This window comes from Butyrivibrio sp. NC3005, assembly GCF_000424545.1.
Classification (GTDB): domain Bacteria; phylum Bacillota; class Clostridia; order Lachnospirales; family Lachnospiraceae; genus Butyrivibrio.
Genome location: NZ_AUKC01000015.1, coordinates 1 through 14455 on the forward strand (window position 1 = coordinate 1; position 14455 = coordinate 14455).

Annotated in this window: 8 protein-coding genes; 1 reads left to right on the top strand and 7 read right to left on the bottom strand. The window is 35.2% G+C overall.

Going from position 1 to position 14455, the window contains the following annotated elements:
- Positions 1-199 precede the first annotated feature (199 nt).
- The 4 genes from G634_RS0105185 to G634_RS0105200 all read right to left on the bottom strand — a co-directional run bounded on the left by G634_RS0105185 (position 200) and on the right by G634_RS0105200 (position 5966).
- Complete coding sequence (locus tag G634_RS0105185) at positions 200-2452, bottom strand: AAA family ATPase (protein ID WP_026504395.1); 2253 nt, start codon at positions 2450-2452, stop codon at positions 200-202.
- Positions 2453-2519: 67 nt separating this feature from the next.
- A complete protein-coding gene (locus G634_RS0105190) occupies positions 2520-4034 on the bottom strand; it encodes a hypothetical protein (protein WP_026504396.1) in 1515 nt (504 codons plus the stop codon).
- Positions 4035-4065: 31 nt separating this feature from the next.
- A complete protein-coding gene (locus G634_RS0105195) occupies positions 4066-5523 on the bottom strand; it encodes a glucosyltransferase domain-containing protein (RefSeq protein ID WP_026504397.1) in 1458 nt (485 codons plus the stop codon).
- 143 nt (positions 5524-5666) lie between these two features.
- On the bottom strand, positions 5667-5966 hold the full coding sequence (locus tag G634_RS0105200; protein WP_026504398.1) for an ATP-dependent Clp protease adaptor ClpS: 300 nt from the start codon (positions 5964-5966) through the stop codon (positions 5667-5669).
- A gap of 661 nt (positions 5967-6627) precedes the next feature.
- On the opposite strand from G634_RS0105200, the gene G634_RS20175 reads away from it, so the two are divergent.
- Positions 6628-8355, top strand: a complete 1728-nt coding sequence (locus G634_RS20175) for a methyl-accepting chemotaxis protein (RefSeq protein ID WP_051233698.1) — start codon at positions 6628-6630, stop codon at positions 8353-8355.
- Between the two features lie 477 nt (positions 8356-8832).
- On the opposite strand, the gene G634_RS0105210 is transcribed toward G634_RS20175, so the two are convergent.
- The 3 genes from G634_RS0105210 to G634_RS0105220 all read right to left on the bottom strand — a co-directional run bounded on the left by G634_RS0105210 (position 8833) and on the right by G634_RS0105220 (position 14391).
- Complete coding sequence (locus tag G634_RS0105210; RefSeq protein WP_026504399.1) at positions 8833-9528, bottom strand: epoxyqueuosine reductase QueH; 696 nt, start codon at positions 9526-9528, stop codon at positions 8833-8835.
- A gap of 342 nt (positions 9529-9870) precedes the next feature.
- A complete protein-coding gene (gene carB / locus G634_RS0105215; RefSeq protein WP_026504400.1) occupies positions 9871-13089 on the bottom strand; it encodes a carbamoyl-phosphate synthase large subunit in 3219 nt (1072 codons plus the stop codon).
- A 96-nt stretch (positions 13090-13185) separates the two neighbouring features.
- On the bottom strand, positions 13186-14391 hold the full coding sequence (locus G634_RS0105220) for a carbamoyl phosphate synthase small subunit (protein WP_026504401.1): 1206 nt from the start codon (positions 14389-14391) through the stop codon (positions 13186-13188).
- Between the last annotated feature and the right edge of the window lie 64 nt (positions 14392-14455).

Sequence of the window (14455 nt, forward strand, 5' to 3'; positions counted from 1 at the left end):
CTTGTCACTTACATTCAGAAACTCGCATTTACTGCGAGTTTCGTGAGAACAAAAGTCAAGTGGCAAACTGGTCCAAGGCGAAGCCTTTTTAAATGGCCAGTTTGCGTAGTTTTTGGAACGCAGTGACAAAAATCTATAATAAAAAGTTATCATATATCTAAAAAAAATAAAAAACCAGCAATATATACCGCTTAATCGTTTACTGATTTTTGCGAATTTTTCTATTTTTTGCAGACATTGTCACGAACTTTTTCTCTTTTACAGACAGTTTTATCTTGCCACCATTTTTTAATTTTCCAAATAAGATTTCATCTACAAAGAGAGGTTTAATTTCATTTCTGATAACTCTATCTACTTCTCTTGCTCCAAACTCTGCACTAATACCCTTTTCTTTTAATAAATCTCTAGCTTTTTCATCATATGTAAGTGTGATCTTACGAATAGATAGCTGACTAGAAAGTTCACCAAGCTTTTTGTCAACAACTTTAACAGCCATATCATCATTCATGCTGTTAAATACTACTATCTTATTAAGTCTGTTTCTAAATTCCGGCTGGAAAGTATTCTTAACAGCTTCTGACAAAACGCTATTATCAAGACTTGTACTATAAAATCCTATTCCGCTCTTGCCAAGCTTGTTTGCTCCTGCATTTGAAGTCATTATGATTATTACATTTCTAAAATCAGCTTTCCTTCCCTGATTATCTGTAAGAGTGGCATAATCCATTACTTGCAAAAGAACATTATAAATGTCAGCATGTGCTTTTTCAATTTCATCAAGAAGCAGTACACACGAAGGATTCTTTCTGACAGCTTCTGTAAGTATACCTCCATCTTCATATCCAACATAACCAGCTGGAGAACCAATCAACTTAGCGACTGCATGTTTTTCTCCATATTCACTCATATCAAATCTTACAAGTTTAACTCCAAGTTCGCTTGCAAGAGTTTTGGCAATCTCTGTTTTTCCCACTCCGGTTGGGCCTACAAAAAGAAGACTTGCAAGAGGCTTCCCTTCTTCTAACAGTCCAGCTTTAGAAAACTTAACAGAATTTACAACCTGAGTTATTGCTTCATCTTGACCAAAAATCTTACTCTTTATTCTATCTTCTAAGTTTTCAAGTCCCTTTACATCATCAGTTTCTACAGTTTCAATTGGAACTCTGCACACACTTGTTAAAATCTCATTTATTATCTTTTTATCAACAGTCTGAGTCTTTTTATCAGTTGGGTGAAGCTTTCTATATGAACCAGCTTCGTCTATTAAATCTATCGCCTTATCTGGAAGATATCTCTCATTTATGTATTTTGCACTCATTTTGACAGCATACTCAAGAACATTTTTAGAGTACTTTACTCCATGAAATTTCTCATATTTTGCTTTAAGGCCATTTAATATCTCCACTGTTTCTTCTTCTGAAGGTTCTTTTATCTCGATATTCTGAAATCTCCTGACAAGGCTTTTATTCTTTTCAAAATACCTTTTGTATTCTTCAAATGTAGTCGCACCGATGAATCTTATATGACCATCAGTAAGATATGGCTTTAAAATATTCGATGCATCAAAAGAGCCCTCTCCTACTGCGCCAGCTCCGGAAAGGTTATGAATTTCATCAATGTATATAATTGGTTTTTCTTCTTTGCCAATCTCTGAAAGAACCTTTTTAAATCTTTTCTCAAAATCGCCTCTATACTGTGTTCCAGCCAGCATTCCGCCAAGATCTAAAAGGAAAACTTTCGCTCCCTTTAGCGCCTCTGGTATTTTTCCTTTTTGCAGCAATTTCACAAGGCCATAGGTTATAGCAGTTTTGCCAACTCCAGGCTCACCTATATGAAGCGGATTATTCTTATCTTTTCTGCAAAGAATCTGTATAGTTCTTTCAAGCTCTTTTTCTCGGCCAATAAGTGGATTAACATCTTTAAGAGTATCATTCAAACATGGTGCATATACACTTATTCCAGATTTTTCATTAGAAGCCTTACTACTTTCATTTGTATCTTTCGCTGTCTTTTCCGAGATAATATCACTATCTTCTTCTACAACAGCCATCTGCTGCAATAGATCAACCTCCGTTATATCCTGTTGTTCCAAGTAATATGCTGCATAACTATCATCAAGATTCCAGATAGCATGTAGCAAATGTCTTATATGAATCTTGTCACAACCACTACTATATGCACTCTGTCCTGCAAAACTCATAATAAAATTTGAACCGATAGAAAATTCCACCTGTCCATCATTTGACTTTTCTACATAGGTCTGAATATACTTTGTCAACTCACTTTTAAGTATATTCAAGTCTCCGCCACATTCTTCAAAAGATTTAGAAAATAAATCATCTTCTGCAATCATAAGTAGAATCATTTCTGGAGTTACAAATTCATATTTATTAGTGCTTGCCATATTAATCGCCTTTTGAACGACAATTGAAGCTTCTTTCGAAAAATCCATATCATTCCTTTCTTGCCACTAAAGAAAACATTACTGCCGCCCAATTTGCGAATAAACAGTAATTTTTTTAATTCCTTACAAATAGGATATATTTCTGATTGAAGTTCTCAAAAAAAGCTTCTTTTACTTCAATTTCCTTATATCCACACTTTTTTATATATTCACGCCTTTTCTCTCCGTTGCCATGATCAAGTTCTGCAACAGATTTGGTGATAATAAACTTAGCCTTTTTTTCTTTAATATACTCGTTTTGACCATTTATCATTTTATCAAATTTTATATTCGTCTTACAAAAGAATCTTTCGTCTGGCATATTTCCAGATGCAAGATAAAACCCTTCATCCATAAATCCTACTATAAACAGGCTTTTGTCCTTATCTCCAAATTTCTCCATTTTGTCTGCAAACTGATATTGAAGTGTATCTGACTTGTCTGTAAGCATTAGATACCTGTTCGTCGTATTATGCCATGATGCGAATAAAGAAAAAATGCATAATGCCGCAAATGATATCAAAACGCCCTCTTTTGAAAGATTAACCCCCGCTCCTAGTCTTGAAGCTATCTTTCCAATAGCTACATATCCGAACACTCCGCATATCGATGCTACCAATGGATAATAATCATAACAATTCCCGCCAGCATATAATTCTATAAAAATGGATAGATAGACTCCAATATTCAGAATAATATGCTCATATTTTCTTTTATATGCAAGAAAAAGAATTCCAACACACATTAGAATCACAGCATATGCATTTTTATCAAAAATATGCAGTTTATACCACCACAAATAATTAATTGCTGATTTTCCATCTCCCATATTTGTGTACAAAAAAATATTATTATAAAAATATCCTTCCCACAAATATGAAAGAGATTTATTTAGTCCATAATATAGCACTACTACACATGTAGGTATACTAAAGCCTTCTGTAAGTTTTTGGAAAATTTTCAATATTTCCTTAAATCTTTTTTCTTTTACGTAATATGCAAGTACGAATATTCCTAGAAATATTGGCAATCCAACAAGAGGGAACTTAATCCAGAATATTATTCCTGTTACCAGACCTATAAGTACAGCATCTTTTTTCTTTATCTGTTTTGTTTCCAAAAAAACCAATACTTTGTAAAAGCAAAACATGTACATAGGAAGTATAAATTCTTCTGCGCTTCCTCCATGACAAAATGCCTTTGAAGAATACACAGAAAAAGCTATGAAAGGAAGCACTAATACTGCTGCCAAATCCTTGCAATATATTCTAATCATTTTATAAGAAATGAAAAGAAAAGCAAAAGCAGCTACAACTTCCAATACAAAAATACCAATGAAGTTTTTTTCGTTTATAAGTATTCCCAATAAATAGATAAAAAATATAAATGGTCCTTTTTGATCATACAAATCTCTATATGGAACCATTCCATGCAACAGTCCCTTAGACATAATAAAATAAATGTTTGCATCTCCCCAATCATTTATAGGATATAAAAACGAAGATTTCGAACATATCGCTATTGTACAAAAGCTAAGAAATAAAACAAAAATCACTAAAATTCTTTCCTGTCTTTTCATAATCTTTATCATTTTAGATTAATCCTCTACTTTATTTAGTCTTTTAATAAACACACAAATGAAGAACATTTTGGTCAAAATATAGCTGTTCTTTAGAAAAATGATTCCAATTCTTTGCATGGAAATAATCTTTCATCTTGTTTGTAATGTCTGCTTTCACATATTTTTTTCCAAGATAATAGTTAATAGCATTTACATCACTCCACTTTTCTGTAAATGAACTGACAATAAGATCTCCTCCATCATACAAATTTTCAAAGTACTGTTGACGACTATAAGGCTTAGCATCTCTATAAATAGCTATCTGAGTAACTTTGTTGCCTGTATTTTTCTCGTATTCGTTAATAATGTCTCCTATCTGGTAAATTCTGTATTCATCCAGACTATTCAATACATACTTGTCTTCATAAATGTGTGAAAAGCCAAAATATTGGAACACCAAAAATATACCAATTAGAGAAGCTATCATATATTTTCTCTTCATTGTGACAAAAACTGTGTCCCCATTTATCAAATAGTTGACAAAAAGAATTCCTGCAAAGCTCCCCAATGGATACACAACTCTTGGGGTATACCATCCACTGCTTAAAAATATGCTGATAATTGGAAGTAAATTTGAAATAGCAACAAGACTCACAAATCCTACTATAGATTTTTTCTTATCTTTAGTAGTTCCGAATATATCAAAAACATTTAGAATTATAGCTATCACCAAAACTGCCGCGTAAATTCCAGCAGGTATAATATTAAAAGTTCTAATAGTAGTTTCAATAAGACCTTTTAATGGATACTTTATGTTAAGCCCCATTTTCATACGACTAGAAACTGTGCATTTCAAAAACAGCGCATTTGCTAAATAGGTGATTCCAAATATTACAAAAACCCTGAAAAGTTTCTCTATATATTTTGATATCGTTGCTGAATAATGGTAAATAAACGGAATAGATAAAACTATATACATTGTCGACGCAGTCTGATATGTAAACGTAGCTAAAAATATACATCCCAGGATATAAATAGTATATTTATCAACAATTTTTGAACTTTTTTTCTTTAAATGCTCATGTTCAAAATATGTCCCCAGAACAGCCAAAAAGATTCCAAGCATCATGGCACCTTTTTCCATGAACATGAAATACTCAATAATGTATAGATTGGCTATTGTAACTACAGACAATATCATTACAATAAAATCTTCTGCAATGTATTCTTTTAAGATGAGTGAAAAAACATAGATAGAAGCACCTACCATAATCAATGCTACTATATTAGAACAAATAAGAAAGTTCTTTCCAGTTATTCCAAGAATATTGCATACAAGAAAAAAAGCCGCTATAACCGGTCTGCCATTTCTCGTAATCATACTATAGGCAGTTTTATTCAAGTTACCAATAGTTGCATACGTATCTGTTGCATACGAAACAAACATTATTCCACCGAACATTAAAAGTGTTACCATAAATACTAATACTGCAAGATTAATTTCTCTTTTCTCAAACATTACGTCTCCTCAAAAATCCATCTTTATGCAGTAAGAAGTCAAAAACACTTCCTGCTACCTCTTTAGCAGCAACAATATATTTAACAGCTTATTTTTGTTACTGCATGCCCTCCACAAACAGTTCCAATCATTAAAACTATATATTAAGATTCTTCCACAGTCATCCTGAATGGGAATCCTTCCTCTTTTGCTCTAGAAAGAGCAATATTCACTCTTGTAACTGCTATATCATAGGGATATTTTCCCACAACAGCCTGACCATTTTTATGAACATTCAGCATTATAGCCTCTGCACTAATCTGATCTTTATGGAAAATATCCACTAATACACTAACTACAAATTCCATGGTAGTAAAATCATCATTTATCATAATGACGTTATACTGCTTAGGCTCCTTTATCCTACTACTAGTCTTTTCTTTTGTTTGACCACTTGCCGGCATATTCCCTCCCTTGACATGAAAATAATAACATTAACTGTCACTAGCTTTTGTAACGATTTCGTACATTTAATCCAAGATTACTTACTATATACAAAAATAATAGTAAAAACCACTTTTCTAGAATATATCACTACTACCAGCAAATCAAGCAATCTTTGCCAATTCTACGTATTTATAATCTCTGTTTGCCAGTTTATAGCTATGTTCTGATAAATTATAAGTTCTTTCTAATCTTTGATTATTATATTAAATCTCAGCAAGAAGTCTTAGCATCATTCTTTATGCATTCTTTATATACACTTTATATTTGCATTTTTTGTTTATTTTATAGTCTAATTGCACAATTCTTTTACATTTAACGTATTCTTGTTTATTATGCACAAAAAAATATATATGTCACTCTACTATGCGAAAGTGAATTCGAGGAATTATTGCACAATTTTAGTTACCATTATCTCAAGCACGTTGTGCATTACGTTGCGATTGCCAAAAAAACATCGAATATGCTATTTTATTTGTCGTTCGCGAAAAAGACTATTTTTCGTCAATGAGTAACATACTTTCAAAGTAAATTTTCGACTATATTTAACTTGAACTTTGAAACAGAGAGTATTGCTGTTGTTTTTAATTATTATCATTTTCATGGAGGTTAGTTTTTTAAATGAAAGGAACAATCAAAAAATTCAGTATCAAAAACGTTAAAATCGGAGTTAAAATCACACTCCTCGTCGCACTTGGAATTTTGGGAATGTCATTAATCGGTGGAGCTGGTTATCGTGCAATGAGAAAAGCAAGCAATGATATCGACCAGATGTACAATACAAGACTTCAAGCCATTCTTCTATTAAGTGATGAATTAAACACAATGAGAAAGCTTCAATCTCGTTCTCTTGAAAGAATCGCAAGTCCTGAAGATGAACAGATTGTAAAAGATATTGATTCTCTTACAGCTAAATACAATGAAACATGGCCACAATATACTGAACTTGTAAGCTCTGTTCCTGACTTGAATGGAAAGCTTACCAAAACAGAGAAAGACTGGGAAACTTTCACAAAATTCGTTAATGAAATAGATACACTTGTTGCTAAAGGAAAGAAATATACAGCGTTAGAGTTATATCAAAATTCTAAAGCTACTCTTATCCATGACCTTATTGTTGACTTAGAAGAACTTCAGGCAGCAGCCCAGGATAGTGCTTCTGTTCTTAACGCTGATATTCAGAAAAATAATAAAAATGAAAGCATTTTCATTCTTGTTTGCATTGTTACATGCCTTGCAGCACTTTCAATTCTTTCATACCTTATCATTCGTGCAATCAACAAATCTCTTAAAGATATGATTACTGATATCGAGGATATGAAGAACGGAGATTTCCGTATTAAAGGCGAAAAAGTTGATAGACTGGATGAATTTGGACAGGTTGCAAACTCAATTTATGATATGCGTGCATCTTTGAATACACTAATGAGTGATGTTCACGCTTCTGCAACACAGCTTGCTGCTTCTTCCGAAGAGCTTTCTGCAAGTTCCGAACAGTCCGCTCAGGCTTCAACTCAGGTTGCAGCTTCTACAGAAAACGTTGTTACATCTGTTGAAAAACAGCACAATGCAGTGAATAGTAGTTCAGAAACAGTAAAAAATGTCTTAGCTTCTGTTGAGCAGATTAAGCTACAGTCAGAAAGAGTAGCCAAGAATTCCCAGGAAGCTTCTTTAGAAGCTGCTAAGGGCAATGAAGAAATTGCAAAATCTGTTCAGCAGATTAAGCAAGTTGAAGAAATCGTTGAAGAAACAGCACTTCTTGTTGATAAGCTCGGAAAACGTTCAGAAGAAATCGGAAAAATTGTTGATACTATTTCCAGCATTTCTAAAGAGACAAACCTTCTTGCACTTAACGCTGCTATTGAAGCTTCTCATGCAGGAAATTACGGAAAAGGATTCAACGTTGTTGCTTCAGAAGTTCGTGACCTTGCAAATGAATCAGCTAAATCCGCTGCACAGATTGAGTCTCTTATAAAAGCAATTCAGGATGATACAAGATCAGTAGTAGAATCTATGAACGCTGGAAAAGAAGCAGTTATAAAAGGTTCTGCAGGTGTTCAAAATCTAACTGGCGTATTTAGCAACATTAATGACCTTGTTGATAACGTATCTAATCAGATTTCAGAAGTATCTGAATCTATTAGCGGAATGTCAGAAGGCATGAGCCGAATCAGTGCAGATGTTGACTCTATCGAGAACTACGGAGTTAATGTTTCTAATGACATGAACGAAGTTTCTGCAGCTACTCAGCAGCAGTCAGCTTCCGCACAGGAACTTGCAGCAGCAAGCGAATCACTTGCTTCACTTGCTCAGGATCAGCAGTTGTCACTTTCATCCTTCAAGTTCTAAGGTGAAAACAAAAATCTATAGTTTTTTGTTTAATATAGTCCGTTTTGATGTTTGTATATTTCGTCGCAGACACGCTTTCGCTTGATTATAAACGTAATGGTTCATAAGATGCTAAAATACAGCATCTAAGAACCAACGTTTATAAACAGTTCTGCTCATGAAATATTACAAGCCATCAAAACTCAACTAATATAGATTAAAAAACAATAAAATATGACTCCTTGTCAACTTCATTCAGAAACTCGCATTTACTGCGAGTTTCGTGAGAACAAAAGTCAAGTGGCAAACTGGTCCAAGGCGAAGCCTTTTCAAATGGCCAGTTTGCGTAGTTTTTGGAACGCAGTGACAAAAATCTATAGGTTATTGTTTTCATCAGGAAAATCAAGAACCGTACCAGACCAAAATTTGTCGTTAAGACAAATTTTGTCCTGCAAAACAGGCTTCTTGCTGATGATTATCCTAAATCTCAGCAAAAAGTCATAGATTATCCCTTTCCTTCAATGCCTTTTCTCTTTGCCTTTGTGCTTTTGAAAATGCACATCCGCAGAAATCCTGTCTATACAAATCAAATTTATGCGATAGTTCTATTGATCTCTTATAACCATTTTTCTTTTTAAAATCAGATGGAAGAAAAAATGTACTATACTCTTCTGCTGCCTTGTTTCCGATTTCATTTAATGCATCAGCACTTTTCATTGGGCTTATTGTAAGAGTAGTCGTAAAAGCATCAAATCCCATTTCTTTCGTTACCCTTGCACTTTCCTCAAGACGCATTTTGAAACATACCATGCACCTTTCACCGCCTTCAGGAATATCTTCCATCCCTTTTACTTTTTCCAAATACTTTTCAGGCTCATATTTTCCTTCCAGAAAATGAATTTCTCTTGCATTCTCATCTGAGTTCATACCTTCAAAATTCTTTTCTCTAACCTGTCTGTTATATTCTGCAATCAGCCTTTTTTCTTCTTCAACCCTGTGATCATACTCTGTTTTAGAAGTAATATTAGGATTATAGTAAAACAAAGTAATATCAAAATATTGTCTTAAGTATTCAAGACAATACGATGAACACGGTGCACAACAGGCATGCAAAAGAAGTTTTGGGTAAATGCCATCTTTCTGGTACTTATTTATATACTCTTCTAATTTTTTTGCATAGTTTTCTTTATTCAAAGCTTTCCTCATTTCTTGCTTATTAATACGTTTTTAACTGATGTTCTTATTATATAAAAGCAAATTCAATATTATAATGGACTTTTTTGGATAAATCCATATTTTTGATTCAACAGAACTATTATACTGGGGTTCTATTATAAGCTCCACCCATTTTCTTTTTTTGCATAATTTAATTTTGCAAAGCTATATGTAATTCTATTTTTTCACAGTCTTGTCAATTGTTATGTCAATTCTTACATACTATGCAAGAATCAATATCATATAAAATAAGCCTCCAAAAGTTAGATTTCTAGTTCTAACTTTTGGAGGCCTGTTAAGTAATACTTTTCTGTTTTTTTATTACAGTTTTGCTACGTCTACGAGTTCAAGTCCTTCTTCATTATATGCATTCTCAAGTGATGTTACGAGTGCTCTTGCAGTATCAAGTGCTGTGATAACATTTACACCTGTCTCAATTGCTGTTCTACGAATAAGGAATCCGTCTCTACTCTTGTCGCGTCCCTGTGTAGGAGTATCAATTACAAGGTCAATCTTGTGTCCTAAGATAAGATCCATGATTGTTGGTGATTCCTGATGAATATTGTTAACTTTTCTAGCCTTTATTCCATTCTCTACAAGAACCTGATATGTTCCAAGTGTTGAATAGATAACATATCCAAGCTGTTCATAGCGTTTTGCAATATCAATGATTTCACCCTTATCTTTATCTTTAACAGTGATAATCATCTGCTTATGCTTTGGAAGATTGATTCCTGCTCCAAGGAAAGCCTTGTACAAAGCTTCATTGAATTTAGTGCTTATTCCAAGACATTCACCTGTTGACTTCATCTCAGGTCCAAGGCTTATCTCAGCTCCTCTTATCTTCTCAAAAGAGAATACTGGCATCTTGATAGCCACATGATCTGCTTCTTTCTGAAGTCCAGGTGTATATCCAAGATCTTTCAACTTCTTACCCATCATTACCTGTGCTGCAAGATCTACAATCGGAATTCCTGTAACCTTGCTGATATATGGTACTGTTCTAGATGACCTTGGGTTAGCCTCGATAATATATACTTCATCACCTACTGCTATAAACTGTACGTTGATAAGTCCTACTACATGAAGCGCCTTAGCAAGTCTCTTTGTGTATTCAGCAATTGTCTCTTTAACCTTTTGTGACAAAGACTGTGCAGGATATACTGATATAGAGTCACCTGAGTGAATACCTGATCTCTCGATATGCTCCATGATACCTGGGATTACAATATCTTCTCCATCACATACGGCATCTACTTCTGTCTCAATTCCCTGAAGATACTTATCAACAAGAATTGGGTGATCCTGCGCATAACGGTTGATGATATTCATGAACTCTTCGATTTCCTGATCGCAGATAGCAATCTGCATACCCTGACCTCCGAGTACGTAGGATGGTCTTACAAGTACAGGATATCCTAATCTATTAGCAACTTCTTTTGCTTCCTCTGCTGTATATACAGTTGCACCCTGAGCTCTCTTAATCTGAGTTTCTTCCAGAATTTGGTCAAAGATTTCTCTATCTTCAGCTGCATCTACATCTTTTGCATCTGTACCATAAATCTTTACTCCCATCTTCATGAGATCCTGAGTAAGCTTAATAGCTGTCTGTCCACCAAACTGAACAACTGCTCCGTCTGGTTTCTCTAATCTTACGATATTTTCAACATCTTCTGCTGTGAGAGGCTCGAAGTAAAGCTTATCTGCAATATCAAAGTCAGTTGATACAGTTTCAGGGTTATTATTAATAATAATTGTCTCAAATCCAGCTTTTTCAAATGCCCATGTTGCATGTACTGAACAATAATCAAACTCGATACCCTGTCCGATTCTGATAGGACCAGAACCAAGTACAAGTATTTTCTTCTTGCCTGAGCTCTTTTCTGCTGCCTCGTTCTCAGAGTCAGGTCCATCATATACCGAATAGTAGTATGGTGTCTGAGCCTCGAACTCTGCCGCACAGGTATCAACAAGCTTGTAAGTTGCTACGATATCGTTATCATATCTAAGCTTTTTAACTTCATCAACTGATAAACCTGTAAATCTTGCAATAACTGTATCAGGATATTCAACTCTCTTAGCTTCAAGAAGGGTATCTACGGAAAGATTCTTTCCTTCATCCTTTATCTTCTTTTCAACCTTTACAAGGTGATGTATTTTGTTAATAAACCAGCGGTCAATCTTTGTAATTTCAAAGATTTCATCATAAGAAAAGTTTCTTCTTAATGCTTCTGCAATAACCCATATTCTCTGATCATCAACTTCAAGGAGTTTTTCTCTAAGTTCCTCATCATCAAGTGCAGAGAAATCGTAGCTTGTAAGGCAGTCTACATGCTGCTCAAGTGAGCGGATTGCCTTCATCATTGCACCTTCGAAATTGGTGCAGATACTCATTACCTCACCAGTTGCTTTCATCTGTGTAGAAAGGGCTCTCTTTGCTGTAATGAATTTATCAAATGGAAGTCTCGGGAACTTAACTACGCAATAGTCAAGTGCCGGCTCGAAACTTGCATATGTCTTTCCTGTAATTGCGTTTGGGATTTCATCAAGTGTATATCCAAGAGCAATCTTGGCAGCAACCTTGGCAATAGGATATCCTGTAGCCTTAGACGCAAGCGCAGAAGAGCGGCTAACTCTAGGGTTAACCTCGATTACGCAATATTCAAAAGAGGTTGGATGAAGCGCAAACTGAACATTACATCCACCTGTTATCTGAAGTTCGTTAATAATATTAAGAGCTGCAGTTCTAAGCATCTGATACTCTTTATCAGTAAGAGTCTGAGAAGGAGCAACTACTATTGAATCGCCTGTATGAACACCTACAGGATCGATATTCTCCATATTACATACTGTGATGCAGTTTCCAACGCTATCTCTTATTACTTCATACTCGATTTCCTTCCAACCGGAAATACAACGCTCTACAAGTACTTCATGCACTCTGGAAAGTCTTAAACCGTTTGCAAGGATATCTTCAAGTTCCATCTGATTGTGAGCGATACCACCACCAGATCCTCCAAGTGTAAATGCTGGTCTAAGTACAACCGGATATCCAATTTTTCTTGCAAACTCAACACCAGCTTCAACATCATGCACTACGAGTGAAGCTGCACAAGGCTCGCCGATTTTTTCCATGGTATCCTTGAATTCCTGACGGTCTTCAGCTTTTTTAATTGTTTCTGCTGTTGTACCAAGAAGCTTAACTCCATGCTTTGCAAGGAAACCTGACTCAGCAAGCTCCATACCAAGATTGAGTCCTGCCTGACCTCCAAGTGTAGGAAGAATACTGTCTGGTTTTTCTTTCTCTATTATCTGCTCTAACACTTTAACAGTAAGAGGCTCAATATAAACCTCATCTGCTATATCTTTATCTGTCATGATAGTTGCAGGATTAGAGTTAACAAGGCAAACTTCGATTCCCTCTTCTTTAAGTGAACGGCAAGCCTGTGTTCCTGCATAATCAAACTCTGCTGCCTGACCTATTACTATAGGGCCAGAGCCAATCACCAATACTTTTTTTACATCTTTATTCTTAGGCATTATGCTTTCCTTCCATACTCTCATAACAAACTGGAAATACGTTACAATCTTTTTTATGATTAGTAACAGGCATTTCCAGTTATGTATCCAGATTTATTAACGTGTACGCATCATGTTAATGAAGCGGTCAAACAAGTATCCACTATCCTGCGGGCCTGCACTTGCTTCAGGATGGAACTGAACTGTGAATATGTTTTTTCCAACATATTTAAGTCCTTCATTTGTTCCGTCATTTACATTAACAAAAGCAGGAACTGCAACCTTCTCATCCAATTTGTCAGTATCAACTACATAACCATGGTTCTGAGAAGAAATGTAAACTCTATTGTTCTCAAGATCTTTTACAGGATGATTTCCACCTCTATGGCCATATTTGAGCTTGTAGGTATCTGCACCTGTTGCAAGTGCCATAAGCTGATGACCAAGACAGATAGCAAAAATCGGAACGTTACTGTCATAGAGCTTCTTAACTTCCGCAATAATCTGTGTACATTCCTTCGGGTCTCCAGGACCATTCGAAAGCATGATTCCATCAGGATTTGATGCAAGAATCTCCTCTGCACTTGTATGGCAAGGATATACTGTTACATCACATCCTCTTGCTGCAAGAAGATTCGCTATATTGTACTTTGCTCCTACATCCAGCAAAGCAACCTTTAATCCTTTACCGTTTAATTCTCTTACAAGGCTTGGCTTCTTTTCTCTCTTTGAAGTATCACCTTTTAATGAAGCTTCATAATTTTCTGCATTAAAAACTGCACTTCCTGAAATCGGTCCGTTTTCAGAAAGATTATCTACACCTTTTACAAAGTATTTTTCCTTGCAGGAAACCTTCTCTACTACCTTGCCGGTTGTATATGCCTTGAGCTTTGGAATAACATCTTCAAGGCTATAATTCTCGTTAGTAGTAATCATTCCGTTCATAGTACCTTTTTCACGAAGAAGTCTTGTTAATCTTCGTGTGTCGATTCCCTCAATTCCAGGAATTTCATATTTTTCAAGGAACTGCTGCAATGTCATGTCACATCTGAAATTAGATGCAACCTCTGAAACCTCTCTGACAATAACTCCGTCGAGCCAAATTCGTTCTGATTCCATATCATCAAGGCACACTCCATAGTTACCAATCAAAGGATATGTCATGCAGACAGCCTGACCGGCATAAGAGGGATCTGTGAAAACCTCTGTATATCCAGCCATGGTTGTGTTAAAAACTATTTCGCTTATAACTTCCTTTTCTGCTCCGATTGATTTTCCTTTGAAAACTGTTCCATCTTCAAGGATCAAAAAGGCTTTTTTCATCTCACTGTTCCTTCCGTAAATTTAATTTAAATGTTGCGGCTTACCTAGCCAGGTATGCCTGATA